The organism is Methylobacterium oryzae (genome assembly GCF_036441375.1).
Lineage (GTDB): Bacteria > Pseudomonadota > Alphaproteobacteria > Rhizobiales > Beijerinckiaceae > Methylobacterium > Methylobacterium oryzae_A.
Genome location: NZ_MLCA01000001.1, coordinates 387,358 through 413,075, shown reverse-complemented (window position 1 = coordinate 413,075; position 25,718 = coordinate 387,358). Strand labels below are relative to the sequence as shown.

General features: G+C 72.6%; 18 protein-coding genes and 1 pseudogene. 2 read left to right on the top strand and 17 right to left on the bottom strand.

The window, feature by feature from the left end:
* Positions 1 to 77: 77 nt before the first annotated feature.
* The 4 genes from MOTC310_RS01840 to MOTC310_RS01825 form a co-directional block, all read right to left on the bottom strand.
* Positions 78 to 1,595: an ATP-binding cassette domain-containing protein gene (locus MOTC310_RS01840; protein ID WP_331300597.1), complete on the bottom strand. Its 1,518-nt coding sequence runs from the start codon at positions 1,593 to 1,595 to the stop codon at positions 78 to 80.
* On the bottom strand, positions 1,592 to 2,512 hold the full coding sequence (locus MOTC310_RS01835; RefSeq protein WP_331300596.1) for a branched-chain amino acid ABC transporter permease: 921 nt from the start codon (positions 2,510 to 2,512) through the stop codon (positions 1,592 to 1,594). Before MOTC310_RS01835 ends, MOTC310_RS01840 begins: the two co-directional genes overlap by 4 nt.
* A 205-nt stretch (positions 2,513 to 2,717) precedes the next feature.
* A complete protein-coding gene (locus MOTC310_RS01830; RefSeq protein WP_043386828.1) occupies positions 2,718 to 3,593 on the bottom strand; it encodes a branched-chain amino acid ABC transporter permease in 876 nt (291 codons plus the stop codon).
* Positions 3,594 to 3,611: 18 nt separating this feature from the next.
* Complete coding sequence (locus MOTC310_RS01825) at positions 3,612 to 4,871, bottom strand: ABC transporter substrate-binding protein (protein WP_331300595.1); 1,260 nt, start codon at positions 4,869 to 4,871, stop codon at positions 3,612 to 3,614.
* A gap of 325 nt (positions 4,872 to 5,196) precedes the next feature.
* On the opposite strand from MOTC310_RS01825, the gene MOTC310_RS01820 reads away from it, so the two are divergent.
* The gene (locus MOTC310_RS01820) at positions 5,197 to 6,291 is read left to right on the top strand and encodes a cyclase family protein (protein ID WP_331301446.1); all 1,095 of its coding nucleotides are present in this window, start codon (positions 5,197 to 5,199) and stop codon (positions 6,289 to 6,291) included.
* Positions 6,292 to 6,321: 30 nt separating this feature from the next.
* Here the strand turns inward: MOTC310_RS01820 and MOTC310_RS01815 are convergent.
* The 6 genes and pseudogenes from MOTC310_RS01815 to MOTC310_RS01790 all read right to left on the bottom strand — a co-directional run.
* A pseudogene (locus MOTC310_RS01815) lies at positions 6,322 to 8,139 on the bottom strand (SDR family NAD(P)-dependent oxidoreductase); the annotation flags it as partial.
* A gap of 91 nt (positions 8,140 to 8,230) precedes the next feature.
* Positions 8,231 to 9,082: a DUF1206 domain-containing protein gene (locus MOTC310_RS01810; protein ID WP_331294045.1), complete on the bottom strand. Its 852-nt coding sequence runs from the start codon at positions 9,080 to 9,082 to the stop codon at positions 8,231 to 8,233.
* 132 nt (positions 9,083 to 9,214) lie between these two features.
* Positions 9,215 to 9,556: a hypothetical protein gene (locus MOTC310_RS01805; protein ID WP_012318792.1), complete on the bottom strand. Its 342-nt coding sequence runs from the start codon at positions 9,554 to 9,556 to the stop codon at positions 9,215 to 9,217.
* 48 nt (positions 9,557 to 9,604) lie between these two features.
* Complete coding sequence (locus tag MOTC310_RS01800; RefSeq protein WP_331300594.1) at positions 9,605 to 9,985, bottom strand: Uma2 family endonuclease; 381 nt, start codon at positions 9,983 to 9,985, stop codon at positions 9,605 to 9,607.
* Positions 9,986 to 10,176: 191 nt separating this feature from the next.
* On the bottom strand, positions 10,177 to 10,728 hold the full coding sequence (locus tag MOTC310_RS01795) for a M23 family metallopeptidase (protein ID WP_331300593.1): 552 nt from the start codon (positions 10,726 to 10,728) through the stop codon (positions 10,177 to 10,179).
* Positions 10,729 to 11,164: 436 nt separating this feature from the next.
* Positions 11,165 to 11,632 (bottom strand): peroxiredoxin, encoded by a 468-nt coding sequence (locus tag MOTC310_RS01790; RefSeq protein ID WP_331300592.1) that lies wholly within the window; start codon positions 11,630 to 11,632, stop codon positions 11,165 to 11,167.
* 183 nt (positions 11,633 to 11,815) lie between these two features.
* Here MOTC310_RS01790 and MOTC310_RS01785 point away from each other — a divergent pair, with 183 nt between their 5' ends.
* On the top strand, positions 11,816 to 15,265 hold the full coding sequence (locus tag MOTC310_RS01785) for a hypothetical protein (protein WP_419539841.1): 3,450 nt from the start codon (positions 11,816 to 11,818) through the stop codon (positions 15,263 to 15,265).
* A gap of 383 nt (positions 15,266 to 15,648) precedes the next feature.
* Here the strand turns inward: MOTC310_RS01785 and MOTC310_RS01780 are convergent, their stop codons facing one another.
* The 7 genes from MOTC310_RS01780 to ileS form a co-directional block, all read right to left on the bottom strand.
* On the bottom strand, positions 15,649 to 16,422 hold the full coding sequence (locus MOTC310_RS01780; protein ID WP_331294240.1) for a ferredoxin--NADP reductase: 774 nt from the start codon (positions 16,420 to 16,422) through the stop codon (positions 15,649 to 15,651).
* 312 nt (positions 16,423 to 16,734) lie between these two features.
* Positions 16,735 to 17,685 (bottom strand): ring-cleaving dioxygenase, encoded by a 951-nt coding sequence (locus MOTC310_RS01775; protein ID WP_331300590.1) that lies wholly within the window; start codon positions 17,683 to 17,685, stop codon positions 16,735 to 16,737.
* 441 nt (positions 17,686 to 18,126) lie between these two features.
* A complete protein-coding gene (locus MOTC310_RS01770; protein WP_331300589.1) occupies positions 18,127 to 19,422 on the bottom strand; it encodes a M16 family metallopeptidase in 1,296 nt (431 codons plus the stop codon).
* 105 nt (positions 19,423 to 19,527) lie between these two features.
* Entirely contained in the window at positions 19,528 to 20,937 is a 1,410-nt protein-coding gene (locus MOTC310_RS01765) for a M16 family metallopeptidase (RefSeq protein ID WP_331300588.1), read from the bottom strand.
* 159 nt (positions 20,938 to 21,096) lie between these two features.
* Positions 21,097 to 21,759 carry a hypothetical protein gene (locus MOTC310_RS01760; RefSeq protein WP_331300587.1) on the bottom strand — a complete coding sequence of 221 codons (663 nt, stop codon included), beginning with the start codon at positions 21,757 to 21,759 and terminating at the stop codon, positions 21,097 to 21,099.
* Between the two features lie 160 nt (positions 21,760 to 21,919).
* Positions 21,920 to 22,435 (bottom strand): signal peptidase II, encoded by a 516-nt coding sequence (gene lspA, locus MOTC310_RS01755; RefSeq protein ID WP_331300586.1) that lies wholly within the window; start codon positions 22,433 to 22,435, stop codon positions 21,920 to 21,922.
* An 85-nt stretch (positions 22,436 to 22,520) separates the two neighbouring features.
* Positions 22,521 to 25,487: an isoleucine--tRNA ligase gene (gene ileS / locus MOTC310_RS01750; RefSeq protein ID WP_331300585.1), complete on the bottom strand. Its 2,967-nt coding sequence runs from the start codon at positions 25,485 to 25,487 to the stop codon at positions 22,521 to 22,523.
* Between the last annotated feature and the right edge of the window lie 231 nt (positions 25,488 to 25,718).

Here is a 25,718-nt window from a genome sequence, read left to right as displayed (position 1 = left end):
GAAGGAGGCCTCCTTCGAGGGCTACGCTGCGCTCCGCCGCCTCAGGATGAGGACATGGGTTGGACGCCCGAGCCTCCTCACAGATACGCCGATCCCATCTCGCTGGCGAAGCGCTGCGGCGGCCCCTCCCAGACGATCCGCGCCTGTTCCAGAACGTAGACCCGGTCGGCGTGCGGGAGCGCGAAGGTGACGTTCTGCTCGCCGAGCAGCACCGTGATCGGCGTGGTCTGCCGCAGCTTCTCCAGCGCCTTCGACAGCAGCTCCAGGATCACCGGGGCGAGGCCGAGCGTCGGCTCGTCGAGGATCAGGAGCCGCGGGCGCATCATCAGCGCCCGCGCGATAGTCAGCATCTGCTGCTCGCCGCCCGAGAGGGTGCGGGCGCTCTGCGCCTCGCGGGCCCTGAGGATCGGGAACAGCTCGTAGAGCCACTCGCGCTGCTTGGCGCTCTCGGCCTTCGGGAAGTGCTGGCCGCCGAGGTCGAGATTCTCGCGCACGCTGAGGTCGCCGAACAGCTCGCGGGTCTCGGGCACCTGGACGATGCCGGCCCGGGCGATGGCGGCGGGCTTCATCCGGGAGAGATCCTGGCCGGCGAACCGGATCGTGCCCGTGTGCGGCACGAGGCCCGAGATCGCGTTGAACAGGGTGGTCTTGCCGGCGCCGTTCAGGCCCACCACCGAGACGAACTCGCCCTCGTGGACGTGGATCGACGCGCCGCGCAGGGCCTGCGCCTTGCCGTAGAGCACGTCGACGCCCTCGACGGTGAGCAGCGAGTCGGGCTTGAACGCCGCCTCGGGCCGGGCCGCCGTCTCGATGCTGCCGCCGAGATAGACCCGGCGCACGGTCGGGTCGGCCATGACGGACTCGGCCGAGCCCTCGGCGATGCGCTCGCCGAGATACATGGCGAAGACCCGGTCCACGAGGGCCGAGACGCTCTTCACGTTGTGGTCGACGAGGAGCACGGCCTTGCCCTCGTCCCGGAACCCCCGGATCAGCTCGGAGAACGACGCGACCTCGCCGCCCGTCAGGCCCGCGAAGGGCTCGTCGACCAGCACCACCCGGGGATCGCGGGCGATGGCCTTGGCGAGCTCCAGCCGGCGCAGGTCGGCGAAGGGCAGGGTGCCGGGGCGCCGGTCGACGACGGCGCCGAGGCCGACGCGCTCGGCGATTTCCCTCGCGCGCCGCGCCACGTGGGGATCGGCCGCCAGCCGGATCAGGCTGTCGGGCAGGAGCGCGAGGCTGATATTCTCCAGCACGGTCTGCCGCTGGAGCGGCCGGGCGTGCTGGAACACGAGGCCGATGCCGGACCGCGCCACCCGGTGGGCCGGCAGGCCGCCGATCTCGCGGCCGTCGAGGCGGATCGAGCCGGCGCTCGGCCGCTCCAGCCCCATGATCAGCTTCATCACGGTGGACTTGCCCGAGCCGTTCGGGCCGATCAGGCCGAGGATCTCGCCGGGCCGCAGGTCGAGATCGACCTCCTTGACGGCGACGAGGCCGCCGTAGCGCTTGGTCAGGCCGCGCACGGTGAGGCAGGGCTCGGCGGTCGCGGCGACCGGGGCGACGGGCTTCAGCGGCGCGGGCCGCACGGCGACGGTCATCGGGCGCTCCGGAAGGAGGCGAGGCCGAGCAGCCCCGAGGGCACGAACAGGATCACGAGGAGCGCCACAGCCGAGACCACGAAGGTCGAGAGCCCGCCGAGCGGGCGCAGCATCTCGCCCGCCGCGATCAGGAACACGGCTCCGAGCGCCGCGCCCACGATGGTGCGGCGGCCGCCGAGCACCGCCGCGATGATCACCTGCACGCCGACCGACGTGTTGATCAGCGTGCCGACCGAGGCGGTGCCCATGTAGAAGACCACCAAGCCGCCCGCGAGGCCCGAGAAGGCGGCGCTGACCGCGAAGGCGGCGAGCTTGTGCTTGGCGACGTTGAAGCCGAGCGCTCCGGTCACCACCGGGTCCTGGCCGGCGGCCTGGAGGATCAGCCCCGCGGGCGAGCGGGCGATGGCGGTGAGGATCAGGCCGGAGACCGCCATGAAGCCGAGCGCCAGCCAGTAATTGGTGTCGGCGTCGATCGAGATGACGTCGGGCACGGTCAGGCCGATCTCGCCGCCGGTGAGGTCGGAGAAGACCACGATCATGTTCTGCAGGAGCAGCACCGCCACCAGGGTGATCAGCCCGAAATAGGGGCCCCGCACCTTCAGCGCCGGCAGCGCCAGGGCGAGCCCGCCGACCACGGCGAGCACGGTCCCGACCGCGAGGCAGTAGGGGATCGGCAGCTCGTAGCGGTTGTTGAGGATGCCGGCGCCGTAGGCCCCGAGCCCGATCAGGAAGGTCGGTCCGAAATTGACCTCGCCGGCGAAGCCGAAGAGCAGGTCCCAGGCCATCGAGAACACGCCGAAATAGTAGGCGATGGTCAGGAGGCCGAGGATGTAGCCGGAGACCCACCAGGGCAGGGTGGCGGCGGCCAGGACGGCGAGGATCGCGATCCAGAAGCCGGGGGTGGTGAGGAGCTTCATGGGGTGGCCTCGCACACGGCAGCGATCCGGCTCGTTCGGCGCAGAGGCCTTTCCCACCCACTCCCCTCATCCTGAGGTGCCGCGCCAGCGGCCTCGAAGGAGGCCTCCAGGGATCGCGCGGCTGGCTGGAGGGCTCCTTCGAGGCGGCTTCGTCGCACCTCAGGATGAGGGCGCGGGCTGGAAACCCGGGGTGCAAAAACAACCATCACCGCCGCCCCAGCAGGCCCTGCGGGCGCAGGTACATGACGGCCACCAGCAGGAGCAGCGCCGGGATCACCCGGTAGGCCGGGGAGATCAGGTAGGCGGTGGCGGTCTCCAGATAACCGACCACGTAGGCGGCGATCAGCGAGCCGGTGACGCTGCCCAGCCCCCCCAGCACAACGATCGAGAAGGCGCTCGCCGTGAGCGGCCCCACCGAATACGAGGACACCCCGAGGAACATCCCGAGCAGCACCCCGGCGATGCCGGCGAGCAGGCCGTAGATCGCCCAGACCGCCACGTAGATCTTCGCCATGTCGTGGCCGAGCAGCGTCACGCCGCGCGGGTTCATGGAGGCGGCGAGCAGGACCTTGCCGGCCCGCGCCCGGTTCACGAACAGCCAGAGCAGCCCGATCACCACCCAGCAGATCAGCGCGGTGAAGAGCTCGTTCTTCGGCGTGCGGACGCCCGCGATCTCGACCACGCCCTCGATGAGCGGCAGCACGGTCTTCGGGTTGTCGGTGAAGAAGTAGGCGACGAGCTCCTGGATCATGATCCCCCAGAGCAGCGTCCCGGTGAGCACGAAGATCTCCTTCTCCTCCCGCGGGATGGCCCGGCTGCGCTCGATCGGCGCGACCACCGCGAAGTAGGTGACGAGGGCGCCCGCGAGCCCGCACAGCACGCCGATCGCCGCGCCCGCGTAGGAGCCGAGCCCGAACAGCGCCGAGGCCGCCCAGGCCGCCACGGCGGCCATGACCATCAGGGCGCCGTGGGTCAGGTTGAGGACGCCCGAGACCCCGAAGATCAGGGTGAAACCCATCGCGCCGAGGGCGTAGAGGGCCGAGATGGCGAAACCGTCGACGAGGATCTGGAGGCCGATCACCGCGCTCTCCCCGCCCGACTACTGGACCGCCGGCTTGACCGCGGGCGGCAGCACCATGGTCCCGTTGGCCACCCCCGCGGGCCAGATCGCCACCTGCTTGCCGTTCTGCCACTGCCCGAGCACGCTGGTCATCAGGCCGGGCCCGTACTGGATCGAGTGGGTGAACGGGTCGTCCTTGCCGTAGAACTTCAGGTGCCCGACCGTGCCGACGTAGTCGGTCTTCTCCAGGGCCTCGACGAGCTTGTCGGCCTCCGTGGAGCCCGCCCGCTTGATCGCCTCCGCGGTGTAGTGGACGGCGTCGTACGCCATGAAGCCCGCGTAGGAGGGCGCCCCGCCGAAGCGCTTGGTGAAGGCCTCCGAGAACGGGCTCGTCTTCTCGGTGAGCGCCACGCCCGGCAGCGCCACGCTGTCGAACAGGACGCCCTGCGTGCCGCCGTTGGTGTTCGCCCAGAAAGTCGAGGAGGTCGCCTGGCCGCTGATGCCGGTCATGGCGATCGGGACCTGCTGGTTCTGCCACTGCACGGTCGGCTGCACGCCGACATGGGCGATGCCGGTGACGATCAGGTCCGGCTTGGCCGCCTCGATCTTGTTGTAGATCGGCGTGAAGTCGCCCGTGTCCGGCGAGAAGCGGACGTGCTCCACCACCTTCAGCCCGGATTTCGGCAGGCATTCCTGGTAGGCGGCGTCCAGCGGCCGGGTCCAGGCCGCGTCCTCGCTCATGATCGCGGCGGTCTTGGCCTTGAGCGTCTCGACCAGCACATCCTTGGCCGAGTCGCAGACCGCCTGGGCCAGGGCGTGCGAGGTCAGGTAGCCGTGGAAGGTGTACTTGTTGCGCGCGTAGTCCTTGTGGACCGCGACGCTGATCTCGTTGGAGGCCGCGCCCGGCGTGATCATCGGCGTCTTGAGCCGGGCCGCCCAGGGCATCAGCGCCAGCACGACCTCCGAGATGTAGCTGGCGATGACGAGGTTGACCTTGTCCTCGGAGACCGCCCGCTGGAAGGCGCGGACCGCGTCGGAGGCGGAGGACTTGTCGTCGTAGGTGACGACCTGGATCTGGCGCCCGTCGATCCCGCCCTGGGCGTTGATCTCGTCGGCGGCGAGCTGCACCGCCTGCGGGATCGAGGCCCCGGCCACCGACTGCGCCTCGGCGATCACCCCGATCCGGATCGGATCGGCGGCCCGCACGGGCCCGGCGGCGACCAGCCCCGCCGCGACCAGCGCGGGCAGAGCGCGCCGAATCGGCGCAATCCGGGCGGCGGCGCGCACGGTCTCGGACATCGGCGTTCCCTCATCCCAATGCCCGAATTTTATATTCGCGGGCTTGGCACGAACTGTACCCGCGCTCCGACGGATCACAAGGGGCCAATCGGGACCGGCCGGTGACGTTTGCACCGAGTCGTTTTCCGCCCGGGGTATCGCCGCGCGCCGCCGCGGCCTAGGCTCGCCGCGGCCCTGCGAAGCGCGGGCCCGGCGGCCTCGAAGAAGGGCACGGTCTGGTGAGGAACGCACGCTCGGCCGCGGCCGGGGTTCGCCCCGGACCGCGGCCCTGGAACCGCAGGAAGCGGCCCGCTCCGCGGCCGGCACGGGCAGGGGAACCACAGGCATGACCCTGCGCTGGACGCGCCGGCCCGAGGGCTCGACCTGGGGGGATTTCGGCCCCGACGACGAGCTGGGCCGCCTGAACCTTCTCACCCCCGAGAAGGTGCTGCAGGGCGTCGCGGAGGTGCGCGAGGGACTCACCTTCTGCCTCAGCCTGCCGCTGGACCTGCCGGGCGGCAACGTCCTGAACCCGCGCCGCCACCCGCCGCAGATCACCCCGACCCGCCGCGCCAACGGCCGGCCGAACATGAACTTCCCGGTCTGCGAGGAGGTCGACGGCGCCACCGACGTGATCTGCGACGACCGCGCCCTGATCCACCTGCAATACTCGACGCAGTGGGACTCGCTCGCCCATGTCGGCTCGCTGTTCGACGCGGACGGCGCGGGCGCGGCGCCGACCTTCTACAACGGCTTCCGCGGCGGCCGCGACATCGTCGGGCCGAGCGCGCCGGAGGCGGCCGACCAGCCGTCCCGGGCCAAGCGCCTCGGGATCGAGCGCCTCGCCGAGACCGGCATGCAGGGCCGGGCCGTGATGATCGACCTGCGCGCCCATCTCGGCGACGCCAGGACCCGTGTGGGCTACGACCAGCTCGCCCGGATCCTGGAGGCCGACGGCGTCGTGGTGGAGCCGGGCGACATGGTCTGCCTGCACACCGGCTTCGCCGAGCGGCTGATCGCCATGGGTGGCGCACCGGACCCGAAGCTGGTCCACACCCTCTGCGCCGGGCTCGACGGGCGCGATCCACGCCTCCTCGACTGGATCACCCGCACCGGCCTGTGCGCGCTGATCGCCGACAATTACGCGGTGGAGACCTATCCGGCGGGGCCCGGCCCCGCCTGCTGCGCGACGCTGCCGCTCCACGAGCACTGCCTGTTCAAGCTCGGGGTCAATCTCGGCGAGCTGTGGCACCTGACGCCGCTCGCCGACTGGCTGCGCGCCCGGGGCCGGCATCGCCGAGGAAGCCGCGAACACGCGCGCCTGCTCAAAGAAAAACCAGTTTGTACTGCTCCTAGACGCTTCGAGAGCGCTCTCCTTCCAACACCTTCGGGAAAATTGGACGCGCGTTCCATTTACAGGACGCGAGCCCGTTGCGCATAAATACGGCATGGAATGCCCACAGGTCGCNAGCCGCGCCACCCAGGCGTCGAGCCGGCCCCGGTCGGCGAAGACCGGCCGCGCCGCCATCACCCCGTCGATGCCCGGCAGGGCGATCCGGGGCTCCTCGCGGGCGAACAGGATCTCGTTGAGCCGCTCGCCGGGCCGGGCGCCGGTATAGGCGATCTCGATCTCCGCGCCGGGCTCGAAGCCGGCGAGGCGGATCATCCGCTCGGCGAGGTCGGCGATCCGCACCGGCTGCCCCATCTTGAGCACGTAGACGGCGGCGCGCTCCGCGCCCGCCCGGGCCTCGCCGTCGGCGTGCGAGGCCGCGGTCAGCACGAGGTCGCAGGCCTCGCGCACGGTCATGAAGTAGCGGACCATGTCGGGGTGGGTGACGGTGACCGGGCCGCCCCGGGCGATCTGCGCCTTGAACACCGGCACCACGGAGCCGACGGAGCCCAGCACGTTGCCGAACCGCACGGCGATCAGCCGGGTCGGGTGGTCCGGCCGCGCGGATTGCTCGGCGTCGAGCGCCTGGGCCACCATCTCGGCGAAGCGCTTGGTGACGCCGAGCTGCGAGACCGGCTCGATCGCCTTGTCGGTGGAGATCATCACCAGGGCGCGGGCGCCGGCCGCCACCGCCGCCTCGGCGACGTTGATCGAGCCGAACACGTTGGTCTTGATGCCCTCCTGCCAGTCCCGCTCCAGGTAGGGCACCTGCTTCAGCGCGGCGGCGTGGAGCACGTAGTCGGGCCGGAACGCCGCGATCACCGCGCGCGTCCGCTCCCGGTCACGGATATCGGCCAGCACGCCGGTCACGGCGGCCTCGGCGGCCAGGATCGCGGGGTGGCTTAGGATGCCGTGGAGCGCCGGCTCGGAGGATTCGAGCACCAGCACGGCCGCGGCCCCGAAGGCCACGGCCCGCAGGCAGATCTCCGAGCCGATCGACCCGCCGCCGCCGGTCACCACGACCCGGCGGCCGGCGAGGAACGCCTCCAGGCGCGGCCGGTCGATGGCGACGGTCGGCCGCAGCAGCAGGTCCTCGATCTCCAGCGGCGCCAGTTCCGGCCCCTGCACGCCCTCGCCGAGGCCGACCACGCGGGCGAGGGGCAGGCCGAGGCGCCGGGCGCGGGCGATCAGGTCGTCGGGCGCCGCCTCCGGCACCAGGGCGCTCGGAGCGGCCACGAGCCGCCGCACCGGCTCGCCGCGCGCGGCGAGGTCGGCGACCACCCGCTCGAGATCCGGGAAGCCGCCGAGCACCGGCACGCCGCGCATGAACTGGCCGCGCTCGTCCGCCCGGGGCGACAGGATGCCCCGCGGCGCGAGCTTCCGCACCGAGCCCGCCTCGATGGCGCGGATCAGCACGTCCATGTCGGCGCCGCGCCCGAGGAGCAGGGTCGGGACGGTGGCGGCCCGCGCGCTCGACTGCCGGGAGCGGGTGTCCTTGAGGTAGCGGAACGCCAGCCGGGTGCCGCCCAGGAAGAAGATCTGCAGCACCCAGTAGAGCAGGATCGCGATCTTGCCGAAGAAGTAGAAGCCGTAGAGGTCGGACGAGACCAGCACCCAGTCGACGACCAGCAGCGCCAGCGCCAGGACGCTGGCCGCCCGGACGATGCCGGCGAGGTCCTGCAGCGAGGCGAAGCGCCACTTGGTCCGGTAGAGCCGGAAGCGGCCGTAGACGAGGCCGGCGAAGACCAGGAACGGCGGCAGCAGCAGGGGCAGGGCGTGCAGGCGCTCGGCCAGCATGCCGCCCTGGAAGCGGAACAGGAAGGTGAGCACCACGGCGGCAGCGGTCGCCGCGAGGTCGTGGGTCACCATCACCGCGGTCTTGTAGAGGCGCTGCTGCATCGTGTGCCGGATGGGATGCCGCGGGGTATCCGCCGCGGCACCGGCCCTGTCAACGCGGCCTATTCGGGGCCGGAGGCCGCGCGCGGGGTCCTCAGCCCAGCGCCCGGGCCGCCGCACCGGCCGCGTCGTCCACCCGGTCGATATCGGGGGCGTCGATGTGCCGGTAGCGGGCCTGGATGAGCCCGAAGGTCCCGAAGGCGGCGTGGCCGGCCGCCACGAGCCCGAGGAGGATCCAGCCGTAGGGCTGGGCGCGCAGCAGCGCGAAGGCCTCGGACAGGCCCTTGGCATCCGAGGAGCGCTGGTGCCACGCCGCGGCGACCAGGAACCCGCCGATGATCAGGAAGGCGAGGCCCCGCGCCGCGTAGCCGAACCGGCCGATCGGGCCGGCCCAGCGGTCACGGGCCCGCGCGTCGAGGGCGAGCCGGTCGGTGACGTCCCCGCGCCAGGCCTTGCCGAGGAAGCCGAAGCCGCCCCCGACGACCGCGAGGCCGACGAGGGCCACGAGCCAGCGGCCGAAGGGCTTGCTCAGGAGCCACGCGGTGCCGTCATGCACGCCGTCGCCACCGCTCATGCCCAGGCCGAGGCTGAGCGAGGCCGCGCTGGCGGCGAGACCGATATAGAGCCCGGCGCTGATCAGGTGGGCGCCGCGCACCGCGAGGCCCTTGGCGGAGCTGCCCCGCCGGTCGGCATCGGTGATCCCCTCGACGAGGCGCCAGAGGGCGAAGCCGGCGAGGCCGAGGGCGATCAGGCCGACGACGGCCGCGCCGAACGGCCCGGCCATGACGGCGCGGAGCGCGTCCTTGCTGTCGCCCGCCCGCCCGCCATGCCCCAGGGCCGCCAGCAGGGCGAGGCCGCCGACCACGATGTAGACGACGCCGCGGGCGCCGTAGCCGAAACGGGCGATGCGCTCGATCGTGTTGCGGCCGCCGGGAAGGGTCCTCATCGGCGGGACCGGGCTTCGGGGGATCGGGCGTCGGGCACGGGCGGGATCCTGTCGGGCGGGCTGTCGGGCGGGACCGTTCAACGCCCGGCAGCGCGCACCCGATCCGTTGCCGGCACAACCTCCGCGGCCGTCCTACATCGGCGTCCGCTCGGCCCGGCCGGTGAGCGCCACGTAGAAGCCGAGCCCGTCCTGGGCCGGCAGGGTCTGCAGGCGCTCGATCAGGCCGCGGCGCTTCGCGTCGAGGAGCAGGCGCCCGGCCGGCTGGAACAGGGTCTCGCCGCCGCCCTCCGGGGGCGGATCGAGCCGGATCGCCACGGTCTTGCCCTTGGCGAAGCGGCTGCGCTCCAGCATGTCCTTGAGCGAGGCCTCGGCGGTCGCCCGGTTGGTGCCGCGCAGGTCGAGCACCGACTCGGCGTCGGTCACGCCGAGGGAGCCGCGCAGCTTGGCCGCGTAGAAATCTTCGAAATGGGGCAAGTCGGGTGCCTTGATGCTTCGCCGTTCGATCAGGTGGGGTGCGGCCGCTCAGAAGGCGAGCCCGCGATAGAGGTCGCGCACCGGCACGGCGCCGTCGAGTTCCGGCAGCGACACGGTGCCGCCGGGCCCGAGGGCCGCGACGCTCCAGTCATCGCCCGCGCGCCGCCAGACCTCGACCCGCGCCCCGTCGGAATAGACGATCGGCAGCACCGCGAGGCCCGGCATGGCGCGGCAGCCCCGCGGCTCCGCCAGGGCGTCGAGGCGTCCCGCCAGGTTCATGACGATTCGCTGATGCCGCTCCCGCGGCGGCGCCAGGAGCACCGGCTCGCCGTCGAGCAGCTCCCAGCGCTCGTGCGCGGGCCGGCCCTCGATCCAGAGCCTGAACTCGGACCCATCCATCCGCGCGTCGCGCTTCGCGGCCAGAGCCATCGCCGATCCCCACCTCGGCCGGATCGTAGCACCGGGCTGGCCGCCCGCAACAGTTCCGGCTCGGAAGGCCATCCCCGCGCGGGCGTCGCGCACCGGCAGCGCCCTCCGAGCGCGCGGGTCACGGCCTATGCCGGGCTGGCCTCCGTTGGCGACCCGGAAGCCGACACCCGGCGACCGGCGCGGTGACGGACTCAGTCGGCGCCGAGCCCGGCCGCCGCGACGGTTGCGCCGGCCTCCAGGAAGCGCTGCGGATCCACCGGCTCGCCGTCGATGCGGGTCTCGTAGTGGAGATGCGCCCCGGTGGAGCGCCCCGTCGAGCCGACGGCGCCGACCACGTCGCCCGCGGCCACGCGCTGCCCGGGCCGGACCGCGATGCGGGCGAGGTGGCCGAACCGGGTGATGACGCCGTGGCCGTGGTCGATCTCGACCATGTTGCCGTAGCCGCCCGCGGCCTCGGCGGCGATCACCCGGCCCGGCGCGGTGGCGCGGGCCGGCTCGCCGTACTCCGCCTTCAGGTCCAGCCCGGTATGCAGGGCGAGGCCGCGGGTGAAGGGGTCGAGGCGCGTGCCGAACGGGCTGGACACGGTAGAGGCCCCCCGGATCGGGCGGGCCAGGGGCAGGGTGGCGGCGAGCCGGCGCAGGCGCTCGCCGTCGTCGAGCGTCCGCCGGGCCAGGGCGAGGCCCTCCGCGAAGCCGGTCCCGTCCAGGGCACGGCCATCCAGGGCGCGGCCGTCCAGGGGCACGAGCGGCCCGCCGCGGCTCGGGCAGGGCCTGCCGCGCGAGGTCGGCGAGGGCGGCGCTGCGCCGCTCCAGCTCGGCCTGACGCTCCAGGGCGGCCGCGATCCGGTCGGCCAGCCCCGCCTCGCTCCCGGCCCGGTCGCTCCGGTCGCGGTCGAGCCGGTCCTGGAGCTCGCCGATGCGCGCCTCGTAGGCGTCGCGCAGGGCGGCCTGCCGGGCCACGAAGCCGGCGAGCACGTCGTCGTGGAACACGATCAGGTAGGAGGCCCCGAGCGCCCAGGCCAGCGCCAGGGCGAGGCCGGCGGCGAGCCAGGGGGCCGGCCGGTGCGGCCTGAGACGCGCGAGGAACTTCGGAGGCTGCATCGGGACGGCACCGGGGGGTGCCGCCATTCAGACCGCAGTAGGGTTAAGGATCCGTCGCGCGCCGGGTCGCCCGGCCGGTCAGGGCAGGGCGCGGGCGGCCGCCAGGACGGCCTCGGCGTGGCCGGGCACCTTCACCTTCGGCCAGATCCGGGCGACGCGCCCCTCCCGGTCGACCAGCACGGTGGTGCGCTCCACGCCCATGTACTTGCGCCCGTACATGCTCTTCTCGACCCAGACGCCGTAGGCCTCGAGCACGGTCTTGTCCTCGTCGGCGGCGAGCGGGAAGGTCAGCCCGTACTTGCCGCAGAACTTGTCGTGGCTCTTCACCGGGTCCGGCGACAGGCCGACGACCTTGGCGTCCGCCTCCGCGAAGGCCGGCAGCAGATTGTTGAAGTCCTGCGCCTCCAGCGTGCATCCGCTCGTGTCGTCCTTCGGGTAGAAGTAGAGCACGACTTTGTGACCGCGGAGCGCGGACAGTCCGACGCGCCCTCCGCCCGAGGCGGGAAGGTCGAAATCGGGGGCGGGATCCCCCTCGGACAGCGGCATCGTGCCTTCCTTTCGGCCGATTGATGATGTGCAACCGATCTCGTGCGCGGGCTCGAGCGATGGCACCGCGCACGTCCGAGCCAAGCCCGGAGTCGCGGCCGCTGTAAAGCGCGGTCGCGCTTCGATCCACCGGCCGCGGAGCCCGAGGGCGCCGCGCGCAGAGACCCCGGAACAAAGGTCCCGATGGCGGACGAGACAACGCCGGCATGCAGGCCTCGGGGGAAGGCGCGACGCGTCGGCGGCGTCTGCCTCGTGAGCGCCCTCGCGCTGGTGCTGCTCCTCGGCGCCGGCGTCGGCCTCGTCGCCCTGCGCCTGTCGAGCGGGCCGCTGCAGATCGACGGCCTGTCGCGCCGGGTCGCCGCCGCGGTGGCCGAGCGGATCGGGCCCGGCTGGAGCATCGGGCTGCGCGGCAGCAGCCTGGAGCTCGACCGCGAGAACGCGCTGAGCCTGCGCTTCTCGGGCCTCGACATCCGCAACCCGCAGGGCGACCTCGTGGTGCGCGCCCCCCTGGCGCTCGTCAGCCTCGACCCCTGGGGGCTCCTTCGGCTCAACCTCCAGCCGCGCTCGATCGAGTTCCGCGAGACGCAGACCACCGCGCTGCTGCACCGGGACGGCTCCATCGCCTTCGCGGCCTCGGAGGCCAACCACCCGGTCGACGTCGCGCCGCACACGCCGCCGAGCGTGGACGGGGTGCGGGGCACCGTCTCGCCGCTCTCGGCCGCGATCGCGTCGATCTTCGGGGTCGTCCTGGATCCGAGCGGCGTGGTCGGCGCCCTCGACCGCGCCCGCGTCACCGACGCGCGGCTGCGGCTGATCGACGAGGACGGCCGCGAGCGCGCGGTCTTCGCGCGGGTCAACGGCCTGTTCGGGCGCGATCCAGTCAACGGGACCCGGAACTTCGAATTGCGGCTCGACGGGCCGCACGGCGAGTGGCGCTTCGGCGGCACGCTGCGCGACGGCGCGGACGGGCAGGAGCGCGCGGGCGTCATCACCCTCGACGACCTGCCTGTCACCGATCTCCTGCTGCTCTCCGGCCATTCCGGCCTGCCGCTGACCACGGACCTGAAGCTCTCGGCCCGCGCCGACGTGAGCCTGACGGCCGGCCGCATCCGGACCATGAATGCCAAGCTCCACACCGGCGACGGCACGTTCCTGATCGAGGAGAAGGACTTCAACCCCGTCACGGTCGAGAGTCTCGACGCGTCCCTGGACTGGGACGAGGCCAACCGCGTCATGTCGCTCACCGGCCTGGACTATCGCGGGGCCGGCAACGCCGTGCACCTCACGGGGACGTGGAAGGGCAGCCCGGCGGATGCCAGCACGGCCTGGACCGCGACCGTCGCGGGCCGCGACGCCACCCTGCGCGGGGCGACCCCGCAGGACGCGCCGGTGAAGATCGACGCCCTCGACGCGCAGCTCTCCGGCCGCGACGGCGGGATCGTTATCGACGGGCTGACGCTGTCGGGCCCCGGCGTGAAGGGCGCGATCACCGGCACGATCGGCACCGGTGCCGACGATGGCGGCCTGACCCTGCACCTCGCCGGCCATGACGGCGAGGTCCGCACCGGCCTGCGGCTCTGGCCCGAGCACATCGCGCCGCCGGCCCGCACCTACCTGGTGGACCAGCTCCGGCGCGGCCGGATCGATTCCGTCGACATCAAGGTGAAGATGTCCGGGGCGGTCCTGGCGGCCGCCACCCGGGGCGACCCCGCCCCGGACGACGCGGTCCATATCGATTTCCACGTCTCGGACGCCGCCATCGACGTCACCGCGGACGCACCGCCGGTGACCAAGGGCAACGTCGTTGGCGTCATCACCGGGCGCTCGACCACGGTGCGCAACGTGACCGCCGAGGTCCACGGGCCGGACGGGCGCGGGCTCGCCATCTCGGACGGCAGCTTCGTCATCCCGCAGATCACGCCCGACCGGGTCGTGGCGCAGATCGGGATGCGGCTCTCCGGCGGCGCCGACGGCATGGCCTCCGTGCTCCAGGCCAAGCTGTTCAAGAGCGTGATGAGCGTCGACCTCGACCCCGCCACGATCAAGGGCAGCGCCGACCTGCGCGTCGATTTCCCGCTCGACCTCAAGCACATCCCCGACCTGCCGGACCTGCCGGTGACGCTGACCGGCTCGCTGGCCGACCTCGCGGTCGACAAGGTGATGGGCCGGGACCGGCTGGAGGCGGGCCGCTTCAACCTCGTCTACGACCGGGGCGCCTTCACGCTGAAGGGCGACGGCCGGGTCGCGGGCGCGCCCATGTCGGTCGACCTGCGCCAGCCCAAGGTCGGGCAGCCCGGCGAGGCGGTGGTCAACCTGTCCCTCGACGAGGCGGTCCGCGGCCGCAAGGGCCTGCCGACCGCGCCGCAGCTCACCGGGACGATCCCGGTCCGCGCGGTGGTGCAGATCGGCCGGCCGGGATCCGGCAAGCCGCCGATCCGGGTCGAGGCGGATCTGGCCAAGGCCGGGATCGACGGGCTGGTCCCGGGGCTGACCAAGCCCGTGGGCAAGCCGGGGCGGCTCAGCTTCACCCTCGTCGACAGCGGCCAGACCCTCGACCTGCGCGACTTCGCCCTTGACGCGGCGCCCGCCAGCGCGCGCGGCACCGTCTCGATCACGCCCGAGGGCGGCCTGGAGCGGGCGGACCTGTCCAGCGTCAAGCTCTCCCCCGGCGACGACCTGCGCGTGAGCCTCGACCGGACCGGCAGCGGCTACAAGGTCGTGGTCCGGGGCGCGGTGGTCGATGCCCGCCCCTTCCTGAAATCGCTCGGCGCCCCCGAGTCCAAGGGCGGCCGGGAGGCGAAGGACGCGAGTCCGAAGGATGTCGACGCCGACATCCAGGTGCCGATCGTCACCGGCTTCAACGAGGAGGCCCTGACCGGCGCCAACCTGAAGCTCTCGCTGCACGGGAAGATCCTGCGGGCCGCCAACATCACCGGCCGCTTCCGCGCGGCGCCCTTCGCCGCCACGGTCACCCGCGGCGACCGCGGCGTGCCGACCCTGTCGGTGGAATCGGCCGATGCCGGCGCGACCCTGCGGTTCGTCGACGTGTACCGGCGGATGTATGGCGGCCGGCTCACGGCCGGGATCGGGCTCAACGACGGGCCGCAATCCGGCGTCGTGCAGATCCGCGACTTCATCCTGCGCAACGAGCCGGCCCTGTCGAGCATCATGGCGCAGGGCCCGGAGCCGGCCGACACCGAGACGGCGCGCGGGCGCCGGGTCGCCCCGGGCCGGGGCGCCGGAGACGTCAGCTTCGACCGCATGCGCGCCAATTTCGTCCGCACCGGCACCCGCGTCGATTTCAGCGACGCGGCGATCTCGAACGCCGCCATGGGCTTCACCCTGTCGGGCTGGCTCGATACCGGCCGCGAGCGCACCGACATGACCGGCACCTTCGTGCCGCTCTACGGCCTGAACAACGTCGCCTCGCAGCTGCCGCTGCTCGGGCCACTGCTCGGCGGCGGCCACAACGAGGGCCTGTTCGCGGTCAATTTCCGCGTCTCCGGAAAGCTCGCCTCCCCGGACGTGAGCGTGAACCCGCTCTCGGCGATCGCCCCGGGCTTCCTGCGCAAGCTGTTCAGCGCCGGCGGCGGCCCCTTCGCGGACGGGATGCCGGGGGTGCCGCAGCAATAGGGCCGGCGGCCCGGAAGAGCCGCCCGGCCCCGTCCCGCGCGCGGATGAGATCCGCGACGGCGGCCGGAGCCGCGCCGGCCGCGGACGTCGCGAGAGGACGCGCGCGGGGTCCGGCGATCCGGGCCGCGGACTGCGCCGTCACCCTGAACACGATCGAGGGCGAGCAGGTCCAGCCCGGCACCGGGGCCCGCGCGGCGATCCGCGCGTCGTCGAAGGGGAGGGGTCCGGTTCCTCGGCGACGACCGGGACGGGGACGGTGTTCGCTCGCGCCCGGCCGCCGGGAAGCTTCGGCGCGGAGCGGGCGCCCGGCGCGCGACCGGTCGCCCCACAGAAAAGCCCGGCGCAGCGGACCGCGCCGGGCTGAAAGCCGCGTCCGGGGAGAACTACTTCTCCACGAAGGCCTTCTCGATGACGTAGTGGGCGGCCTCGCCGTGGTTGCCCTCCTCGTAGCCGCGGGAGGACAGGAGCTCGCGGGTGTCGCGGATCATGTCGGGGCTGCCGCAGAGCATGAAGCGGTCGTTCTCGATCGACATCGGCGGCAGGCCGATATCCTCGAACAGCTTGCCCGAGACCATCAGGTCGGTGATCCGGCCGCGGTTGCGGAACGGCTCGCGGGTCACGGTCGGGTAGTAGATCAGCTGGTTCGAGATCATCTCGCCCAGGAACTCGTGCTTCGGCAGCGTCTCGGTGATGGTCTCGCCGTAGGCCAGCTCCTGAACCTGACGGCAGCCGTGGACCAGCACGACCTTCTCGAACCGGTCGTAGGCCTCCGGATCCTTGATGATCGACAGGAACGGCGCCAGCCCGGTGCCGGTGCCCAGCAGGTAGAGGTTCCGGCCCGGCAGCAGGTTGTCGAGCACCAGCGTGCCGGTGGGCTTCTTGCCGACGATGATCGGGTCGCCGACCTTCAGGTGCTGCAGCTTCGAGGTCAGCGGGCCGTCCTGGACCTTGATCGAGAAGAACTCCAGCTCCTCCTCGTAGTTGGCCGAGACCACCGAGTAGGCGCGCAGCAGCGGCCGGCCCTCGACCTCCAGGCCGATCATGGTGAACTCGCCGTTGCGGAACCGGAACGCCGGGTCCCGCGTGGTGCGGAACGAGAACAGGTTGTCGGTCCAGTGGTGCACCGACAGAACGCGCTCCTCGTAGAACTTGCTCATCGACGGATCAGTCCTCGAATCCTCTGACGCTCGGCTCACGGCCCCGACGATCGGGGCCCGTGGTGCGGGGGATCCCCGCCGCCCCGCTCGGGCGGGGGTGGATCCTCGGCAGGGAACCCGCCCGGATCCGGATGCAAACACACGCGCGCTGCTTCTTTCGCAGTTGCAGCACGCCCGTCAAGGCGCGCCGGGATCACACCCGCGAAAGAAGTGAACGGCCTGGAATCGTTCGAATATTTAGCGTCTTCGCGCACGGTCCGCAGCACCGCTCCGGACATGGGAGGGTTGCCGCCGGTCGGCTGCGCGAACCTGTCAGACGGCCCCCGCGGGCCGGAGCGGCGTCAGCCCCGCCTCGATCTCGGCCCGGCGCGGCTCCAGGAACGGCGGCAGGGCGAGGCGCTCGCCCAGGGTCTCCAGGGGCTCGTCCGCCGTGAAGCCCGGCCCGTCGGTGGCGATCTCGAACAGGATGCCGTTGGGCTCGCGGAAGTAGAGGCTGCGGAAGTAGTAGCGGTCCACCGGCCCGCTGCTGGGGACCCGCGCCGCCCTGAGCCTGTTCGCCCAGCCGCCGTAATCCGCGTCCGGGATGCGGAAGGCGACGTGGTGGACCGCGCCCGCGCCCTGGTGGGCCGGCGCGGACCGGTCGGCCAGGAGCTGAAGTTCCGCGGCCGGGCCGCCGGGCCCCATGGCGTAGACCTCCACCGGGCCGTCGCTGGTCTCGAAGGCGCGGTCCCGGCGCATGCCGAGCACCTCGGTCAGCACGGCGGCGGTGCGGGCCGGGTCCGGCACCGAGAGCCGGATCGGGCCGAGGCCGCGGATCTGGTAGGCGGCCGGCACCGGCGACCCGTCCCAGGGATGCCCCGGCCCGGTCCCGCCATCGTCCACCAGGGCGAGGCGCTGACCCTCCGGATCCTCGAAGTCGAGGGTGAGGCGCCCGTCGCGCGCGGTGGGCCCGGCCCCGACGATCCCGGCCTCGCGCAGGCGCGCGTGCCACCACGCCATCGCCCCCTCGCCCGGCACGCGCAGATGCGTGCGGGTGATGCTGTTCGAGCCCCGACGTTCCCGCGGCGCCGGCCAGTCGAAGAAGGTGATGTCGGTGCCGGGGCTCGCCAGGCCGTCCGCGTAGAACAGGTGATAGGCCGAGACGTCGTCCTGGTTCACCGTCTTCTTGACGAGGCGCAGGCCGAGCGTGCCCGTGTAGAAGGCGACGTTCTCCGCGGCGCGGGCGGTCACCGCGGTCAGGTGGTGGATGCCGGTGAGCTGCATGTCGGTCCGGGGTTTGGCGCTGCTGCGCCTCAGGTAGGGAGTGGCGGCGGCGCTGCGCGCGACCGGCAGCTCGGGGGGCCGGCGTCCCGCGACGGATCCGGAGGGTTCGCCGATCGAGGATGTCTCGCAACCACGCGGTGGCGCAGCGGCCGAGATTCCGTCCAGCAGCGCTGGCCCTGCCGCCGGTGAGCACGCCGCCGCCCAGGAGAGCGGGCGTCCTCGTCCGCCAAGCCTACGAGCGCGAACCCGTCCCTCGGCGACCGCGGCACACGCCCCGGGATGCGGGACGCGAGAACCGCCGACCGCGCCTCGCCCGTCAGCCGGCGCGGCTCTGGATCCCGGGCTCGCCTGCGGCGCACCGGATTGACGCCGCGGTCGACCGGGGGCGATCGAAGCCCGGAAGCGGCGGGGTCCGTTGACCCGCCCTCCCGGCCCTGCCCCTCAGAGCCCGACCGGCCGGCCGGCCGCCACCACCAGCATCTTGCCGTCCGCGAAGGTCCGGGCGGCGGCGCGACGGATATCCGCCTGGGTCACGGCCGACACCATCGCGTTGCGCCGGGCGATGTAGTCCATGCCCAGCTCCTCGAAGGCGATCTGCACCAGCTGGTGGGCGATCTTGGTCGAGGTGTCGAAGCCGAGCGCGTAGGAGCCGGTGAGGTAGTCCTTGGCCTTCTGGAGCTCGTCGTCGTCCGGCCCGTCGGCGATCAGCCGGCCGATCTCGTCGCCGATCACCGAGAGCGCCTCGCCGACGCGCTCGTTCTTGGTGGCGGTGTAGCCCCAGGTCATCGCGGCCGACCGGTGGCTGACGAGCGAGGTCCCCACCGAGTAGGCCAGCCCGCGCTTCTCGCGCACCTCCTGGAACAGGCGGGACGTGAAGGCGCCGCCGCCGAGGATGTGGTTCAGCACGTAGGCCGGGATGAAGTCCGGGTCGCGCCAGGGCACGCCGGCCATGCCGAACCGGATCACCGACTGGGGCACGTCGAGGTCGACGACGACGCGCTTGCCGAGTTCGTGCACCTCGGTGCGCGGCACCGCCTTCAGTTCGCCGGCCTCCGGCAGGGCCCCGAAGGCGCGGTTCAGGCCCTCGGCGAGCTGCTCCGCGCCGATGGCGCCGACCGCCGCCACCTTCACCCGGCCGCGGCCGATGATCCGGGCGTGCATGGCGAGCAGGTCGTCCCGGGTGATCGCCGTCACGCTCTCCACGGTGCCGGAGGACGGGCGCGCGTAGGGATGACCGGCGAAGGCCTCATTGAAGAAGCGGCGGGAGGCGAGCACGCCCGGATCGTTCTGCTGGTAGCGCAGGCCGGCGATGATCTGGGCGCGGACGCGCTCGATCGCGTCGGGGTCGAGGCGGGGCTTGGCCAGCGCCAGGGCGAGGAGCGCGATGCCCTCGTCGGCGTGCTTGACCAGCATCTTCAGCGAGCCGCCGACCGCGTCGGCGCCCGCGTGGAACGACAGCTCGATCGCCCGGGCGGCCAGCCGCTCCTGGAACAGGTCGGAGGTGAGGTCGCCGGCGCCCTCGTCGAGGAGCCGCGCCAGCATCTGCGCGCAGCCGGCCTTGCCGGCCGGGTCCTGGGCGGCGCCGCCCTCGAAGGTGAAGGCCAGGGCGATCATCGGCACCACCGGCGACTCCACGTGCCACGCCTCGATCCCGGGGGCGGTCGTCACCGGCAGCGCCGTGGTGGGCGAGCTGATGGTCTGGGCGGTGGTCTCGACCAGAGTCTCGGTCAAGCTCATGGGAACCTCGTGTCTTCAATCTCGGGCGACGGCGGAGCGTGCCAGGGCTCCCTTCGGCACGTCCCGGGAGCGGGCCTCCACGGGCCCGCCGGGACGCGGCCGGGGTTACTCGGCGGCCATCGCGACCGGGGCGTCGGGATCCTGCGCCTTGGTCAGGTAGCCGGTGACCGAGCGGGCCGGCGTCAGCCAGCGCTCGGCGGCGCCCTTGAGGCGCTCCTGGGTCACCGCCTCGATATCGGTCGGCCAGCGGCGGACCTCCTCGATGGTCTCGCCGATCGCCAGCGCCGAACCGTAGATCCGGGCCAGCGACGACTGGCTGTCGGAGGAGTAGACGGTCTCGGCCACGAGCCGGGTCTTGGCCCGGTCGATCGCCTCGGCGTCCAGCGCCTCCGCGGGCGCGCGGCGCAGCACCTTGTCGACGGCCTCCTCCAGCTTCTCCAGGGGCACGCCCTCGGCGGGCACCGCGTAGACGGAGAAGCGGGTGTCGTCGATCGCCGAGCCCATGTACCAGGCGCCGGCATTCACCGCGAGGCCGCTCTCCATGACCAGCTTGCGGTAGAGGTACGAGGTCGAGCCGCCGCCCAGCACCTCGGCCAGCAGCTCGAGATCGTGGCAGCCGCCGTCGCGGGCGGTGATGCAGGACGGGGTCAGGTAGAGCCGCTGCAGGGTCGGCTGCTCGACCTTCGGGTCGGCGACGGCGACGCGGCGCAGGGCCTTCGGCTCGGGCTCCCGCGCCCGGAGGCGCTCGGGCCGGGCGCCCTGGGGCGCGACGCGGCCGTAGGTGGTCTCGGCGAGGCGCCGGACCTCGTCGGGGGTGACGTCGCCGGCCACCACCAGGATGGCGTTCTCGGGGGTGTAGAAGCGCTTGTAGTAGGCCAGCGCGTGCTCGCGGTTCAGGCCCTCGATCTCGTGCATCCAGCCGATGATCGGGATGCCGTAGGGGTGGTGCACGAACAGGCCGGCCGCCATCGCCTCGGAGAGCTGGGCGGAGGGGTCGGTCTCGACCCGCATGCGCCGCTCCTCCAGCACGACGTCGCGCTCGGGGGCGACGACGGCGTCGTCGAGGACGAGGCCGCTCATGCGGTCGGCCTCGAACGCCATCATGGTGCCGAGATGGTCGCGGGCGACCCGCTGGAAATACGCGGTGTAGTCGTAGCTGGTGAAGGCGTTCTCCTGGCCGCCCAGGCCCGACACCGCCTTGGAGAAGGCCCCGACCGGGTGCTTCTCGGTGCCCTTGAACATCAGGTGCTCGAGGAAGTGGGCGATGCCCGACTGGCCGAGCGGATCATCGGCCGAGCCGTTGCGGTACCAGATCATGTGGGTGGCGACGGGGGCCCGGTGGTCGGGGACGACCACCACGTCGAGGCCGTTGTCGAGGGTGAAGGCCGTCACCTCCGGCCCGCCCGCCTCGGAACGCCCGAACGGCGCGGCCTCGCCCCGGCCGGCGCTGCCGCCGTAGGACGAGCCCGGACGCAGCGGGAAGAGGGTGGGCGTCGCCTTCCTGAACAGGTGCATTCCGCTTTCCTTCTGCCGGCCCCGGATCGAAGCGTCCCGCGTCGGGATGCGCACGAGGATCGGGGCCGTCCTGGTCGCCGGCGCGCAAGAACCGCACCGGGACGATCATCTCATGTTGCCATGCCGTGTCGTCGTTGCAACGGCGACACGGCGCCCCCGTCACTGCTGCGCGCGCTGACGGAGATAGGCGCGGGGATCCGCCTCGTCGTGCTCGCGGCTGGCATTGTTGATCGGGTCGCTCGACGGCGGCCGGGCCAGTTTCTTGGGCGACTGCCGGTACCCGGTCGGCGGATCCGTGAGCGTGTCGCGGCTCGGCTCGATGTCGGAGGGCTCGGCGTTGGCGCTCTTGCCCTTCAGGAGTTCGAAGGGGCTGAGCAGGCTGTCGTCGCGGTTGTTGTCGCCGGGCTTGCGCTCGGCGGTGGTCGTCAGGCCCGCCCCGGCGCGGCGGCCGCCGCGCATCTCCTCCACCGAGAGCGTCGCGTTGTTGTCGTCGTAGCGGCCCTGGGCCTGGGCGCCCTTGGGATTGCGGCGCTCCACGGCGGCGCGCTCGCGCTCCACGATCTCGGGATCCTTCGGCCAGGCCGTGCTGGTGGAGCGGGCCCGCGGCTGGGGCAGGGCCTTGCCGTCGATCTTGGGCGGCATCACCAGCGGCGGCCGCTCGTGATAGTCGATCGGGTCCTGGCGCTTCTCCAGGAGGCCGATGCCCGACAGGGCGTCGCGCATGAACTCGCCGCGCTCCTGGGCGTGCGCGGGGCCGATGCAGAGCGGAGCCAGGGCCACCGCGGCGGAGAGGAGGGGACGAAGCCTGCGATGCCCGGTCATGCTGCCTCACGGGTTCCGGACGGGGCGTCCGGCTCTGGGATGGCCGCGGCGCGGCCTGATCCGACGGGTCCCGGCCTGAGACCGGTTTCCGGCGATCGTATGGCGCCTTGACTGCGTCGCGCCAGGAGGGGGACGCGGCCGGACCTGTGTGTTGCAGGGATCACAGGGGGCGCGCCGGGTCGCCCTGCGGCTGGGAGGCCCGCGCCTTGCGGCCGTCCGGGGACAGGCTGTCGAGGATCAGGCCGATCACGCCCGCCACGATCGCCGCGTCGGCGACGTTGAACACGTACCAGGACCAGCCGCCGGCATGCAGGTGGACGAAGTCGAAGACGGCGCCGTAGGCGGCCCGGTCGATGGCGTTGCCGAGCGCGCCCCCGACGATCAACCCGAGGGCGATGCCGAGGAGCAGCGAGGAGGCCCGGCGCATCCAGATCCCGAGGCCGAGCGCGGCGGCGAGCGACAGGACCACGAGGAGCCAGCGGCCGAGGCCGCCCTCCTGCTGGAACAGCCCGTAGGAGACGCCCCGGTTCCAGACCACCACGAAGTCGGCGAAGGGCGCCAGCCGCCAGGGCTGCGTCAGCACCAAGTCGGTGCCGAAATAGAGCCCGAGCTTGGTGGCCTGGTCGAGGACCAGGGTGAGGACGAGGGCCAGGAGGCCGGCGCGGAAGGGCGTCATGGGCGACGCGCCCGGCCCGGGGCGGTGCCCCCCTCTCCCCGCGGGCGGGGAGAGGCGGCAGCGGCGGAGCCGACGTGAAAAGCCCTCACGCCGCGCTCGCCTCCGGACGCGCCGCGTCCCACTCGCGCAGGGCCTGGGCGTCGCGGAGCGTCACCTCCGGGTAGTCCGGGTCGCTGCCCACCTCCGGGCTGACCCGCCAGGAGCGGGCGCATTTGCGTCCCTCGGCCGGGCCCGGAACCACCGCGACGCCGCGCACCTCGTCGAGCCGGAAGGCCTCGGCCGGGCCCTCGCCCGCCGTCACGGTGATGGCGGAGGTGATGCAGGTATCGGCGAAGTCGCAGCCCTCCAGCGCCGCGAGCAGCTCCGGATCCGCCACGTAGACCGTCGGCGCCGCCTCCAGGCTCGCGCCGATGCGCTTGGCCGCGCGCTCGATCTCCAGGGCGCCGGTGACGACGCGCCGGACCCGCCGGATCCTGTACCAGCGCTCCGCGAGGGCGGCGTCGAGCCAGTCCGCCGGGGTCTCCGGCAGGGTCTGGAGATGCACCGAGCCGTCCTCGGACGGGTAGCGGTCGAGCCACGCCTCCTCGGCCGTGAAGGCCAGCACCGGGGCGAGCCAGATCGCCACCCGGCGGAAGGCCTCGTCGATCACCTGCAGCGACGCCCGGCGGCGGACCGAGGAGATCGGATCGCAGTACAGGGCGTCCTTGCGCACGTCGAAGTAGAAGGACGACAGGTCGCCGGTCATGAAGCCGTTGAGCAGCGCCACCACCCGCTTGGTGTCGAAGGCCGCGTAGGCCTCGCGGATCTCGCCGTCGAGCTCGGCGAGCCGGTGCAGGATCAGCCGCTCCAGCTCCGGCATGTCGGCGTAGGCCACGTCGTCGCCCGGGACCCGGTGGGCCAGCGAGCCCAGCATCCAGCGCAGGGAGTTGCGCAGCTTCCGGTAGGTCTCCGCGAAGGTCTTGATGATCTCCGGACCGATCCGCAGGTCGTCGGTATAGTCGGAGGCGGCGACCCAGAGGCGCAGGATGTCGGCGCCCGAATCCTTGATGACGCTCTGCGGCGCGACGACGTTGCCCTTCGACTTCGACATCTTCAGGCCCTTGCCGTCGAGCACGAAGCCGTGGGTCAGGACGATGTCGTAGGGCGCCCGGCCGCGGGTGCCGGCGGATTCGAGGAGCGAGGACTGGAACCAGCCGCGGTGCTGGTCGGAGCCCTCCAGGTACATGACCCGGTCCTGCCCGCCGTCGCGGACGCGCGTGACCCCGGCCAGCCCCGGGAAGGCCTCCGGATCATCGAGCACGAAGGCGTGGGTCGAGCCGGAATCGAACCAGACGTCGAGGACGTCGGTGACCTTCTCGTAGGCGGCCGGGTCGTGGTCGGGCGCCAGGAAGCGCTGCGCGGCGTCGTCGCGGAACCACGCGTCGGCGCCCTCGGCCGCGAAGGCGTCGCGGATGCGGGCGTTGACGCGCTCGTCCTTGAGGATCTCGGCCGTCTCCCGATGGACGAAGACGGTGATCGGCACGCCCCAGGCGCGCTGGCGCGAGACCACCCAGTCCGGCCGGTTGGCGACCATGCCGGTGATGCGGTTCTTGCCCTGCGTCGGCACCCACTGGGTGTCGTCGATGCCCTGGAGCGCCACCTCGCGGAGCGTCCGGTTGCCGAGCGAGTCCACCGGCCGGTCCATGGCGATGAACCATTGCGGCGTGTTGCGGAAGATCACCGGCTTCTTGGATCGCCAGGAATGCGGGTACTGGTGGCGCAGCACCCCGCGGGCGATCAGCGCCCCGGCCTCCGTCAGCGCGGCGATGACCGCCTTGTTGGCGTCGCCCTTCTCGCCCTTGGCGGTGAGCACGCGGGTTCCGGTGAAGCCGGGAGCGGCCTCCGTGAGCACGCTGTCGGCGTCGACCGTGTACGGAATGGTCGCGTCGATGCCGCGCTCGCGCAGCAGCCGGCCGCTGGCCATCCAGAGCTCGAAATCCTCGCGGCCGTGGCTCGGCGCCGTGTGGACGAAGCCCGTGCCGGATTCGTCGGTGACGTGGTCGCCGTCGAGCATCGGCACGGCGAAGCCGTAGCCGAGCGCCGCCAGCGGGTGGTCCAGGGTCAGGCCGGCGAGCTGCGCCGGGCTCACGTCGGCGACGCGCTCGAACGCCTCGACCCGGGCGGCCTTGAACACGGTCGCGGCCAGGCTGTCGGCGAGCAGGTAGGTCTGGCCGGGGGTCGCCCAGTTGTCGGCCGGCGCCTCCGTGACCCGGTACAGGCCGTAGGCGATTTTTTTGGAGTAGGCGACCGCACGGTTGCCCGGGATCGTCCAGGGCGTGGTCGTCCAGATCACCACCCGGGCCTGGGCGAGGTCGCCCTCGGCTCCGGAGCGGATCGGGAAGGCGACGAACACCGTGTCGCTGACGTGCTCCTCGTACTCGACCTCCGCCTCGGCCAAAGCGGTCTTCTCGACCACCGACCACATCACCGGCTTGGAGCCGCGGTAGAGCTGGCCGCTCATCGAGAACTTCATCAGCTCGTCGGCGATCACGGCCTCGGCCGGGAACGCCATGGTGGCGTAGGGGTGGTCCCAGTCGCCGGTGACGCCGAGGCGCTTGAACTCCTCGCGCTGCACGTCGAGCCACTGCGCCGCGAAGGTCCGGCATTCCTGCCGGAACTCGATCACCGGCACGTCGTCCTTGTTGCGGCCCTTGGCGCGGTACTGCTCCTCGATCTTCCACTCGATCGGCAGGCCGTGGCAGTCCCAGCCCGGGACGTAGTTGGCGTCGAAGCCGAGGGCGGTCTGCGAGCGGACCACCACGTCCTTGAGGATCTTGTTGAGCGCCGTGCCGATATGGATGTTGCCGTTGGCGTAGGGCGGGCCGTCGTGGAGCACGAATTTCGGCCGGCCCTGTCCGCGGGCGCGCAGCGTCCCGTACAGGTCCATCCGCTTCCAGCGCTCGATGAAGAGCGGCTCGCGCACCGGCAGGCCGGCGCGCATCGGGAACTCGGTCTGCGGCAGGAACAGGGTCTTGGAATAGTCGCGGGCGGGCGCGGTCTCGGGGGCGGTCATCGGGTCTCGCATCGGCGGTCGGGCCGGCGGCAGGCCGGCGGATTCGGGTCAGGCGGCAGGAGGATCCCGGACCTCCGCGCGGCCGCGCCGAAGCGGGCCCTCAGGCGGAGGCCGGGCCGGTAATTCGGATCGGGCGGCCGGGGCCGCGCAGGGCGCGCGAAGCGTGCATGACGCGTTCTCTACCAGCCGCCCCGGCCCGAGGCCAGCGGCCGCGCGGATCACGCGCCCGTG

What these genes read in the sequence shown, in the direction of transcription:
- MOTC310_RS01800 (WP_331300594.1), bottom strand. Translation starts at nt 9,985, where the DNA reads ATGGCTCTGGCCGCGAAGCGCGACGCGCGGATGGATGGGTCCGAGTTC.
- MOTC310_RS01825 (WP_331300595.1), bottom strand. Translation starts at nt 4,871, where the DNA reads ATGTCCGAGACCGTGCGCGCCGCCGCCCGGATTGCGCCGATTCGGCGC.
- MOTC310_RS01760 (WP_331300587.1), bottom strand. Translation starts at nt 21,759, where the DNA reads ATGACCGGGCATCGCAGGCTTCGTCCCCTCCTCTCCGCCGCGGTGGCC.
- MOTC310_RS01835 (WP_331300596.1), bottom strand. Translation starts at nt 2,512, where the DNA reads ATGAAGCTCCTCACCACCCCCGGCTTCTGGATCGCGATCCTCGCCGTC.
- MOTC310_RS01780 (WP_331294240.1), bottom strand. Translation starts at nt 16,422, where the DNA reads ATGAGCAAGTTCTACGAGGAGCGCGTTCTGTCGGTGCACCACTGGACC.
- ileS (WP_331300585.1), bottom strand. Translation starts at nt 25,487, where the DNA reads ATGACCGCCCCCGAGACCGCGCCCGCCCGCGACTATTCCAAGACCCTG.
- MOTC310_RS01820 (WP_331301446.1), top strand. Translation starts at nt 5,197, where the DNA reads ATGACCCTGCGCTGGACGCGCCGGCCCGAGGGCTCGACCTGGGGGGAT.
- MOTC310_RS01785 (WP_419539841.1), top strand. Translation starts at nt 11,816, where the DNA reads ATGGCGGACGAGACAACGCCGGCATGCAGGCCTCGGGGGAAGGCGCGA.
- MOTC310_RS01775 (WP_331300590.1), bottom strand. Translation starts at nt 17,685, where the DNA reads ATGCAGCTCACCGGCATCCACCACCTGACCGCGGTGACCGCCCGCGCC.
- MOTC310_RS01790 (WP_331300592.1), bottom strand. Translation starts at nt 11,632, where the DNA reads ATGCCGCTGTCCGAGGGGGATCCCGCCCCCGATTTCGACCTTCCCGCC.
- lspA (WP_331300586.1), bottom strand. Translation starts at nt 22,435, where the DNA reads ATGACGCCCTTCCGCGCCGGCCTCCTGGCCCTCGTCCTCACCCTGGTC.
- MOTC310_RS01765 (WP_331300588.1), bottom strand. Translation starts at nt 20,937, where the DNA reads ATGCACCTGTTCAGGAAGGCGACGCCCACCCTCTTCCCGCTGCGTCCG.
- MOTC310_RS01770 (WP_331300589.1), bottom strand. Translation starts at nt 19,422, where the DNA reads ATGAGCTTGACCGAGACTCTGGTCGAGACCACCGCCCAGACCATCAGC.
- MOTC310_RS01810 (WP_331294045.1), bottom strand. Translation starts at nt 9,082, where the DNA reads ATGAGGACCCTTCCCGGCGGCCGCAACACGATCGAGCGCATCGCCCGT.
- MOTC310_RS01840 (WP_331300597.1), bottom strand. Translation starts at nt 1,595, where the DNA reads ATGACCGTCGCCGTGCGGCCCGCGCCGCTGAAGCCCGTCGCCCCGGTC.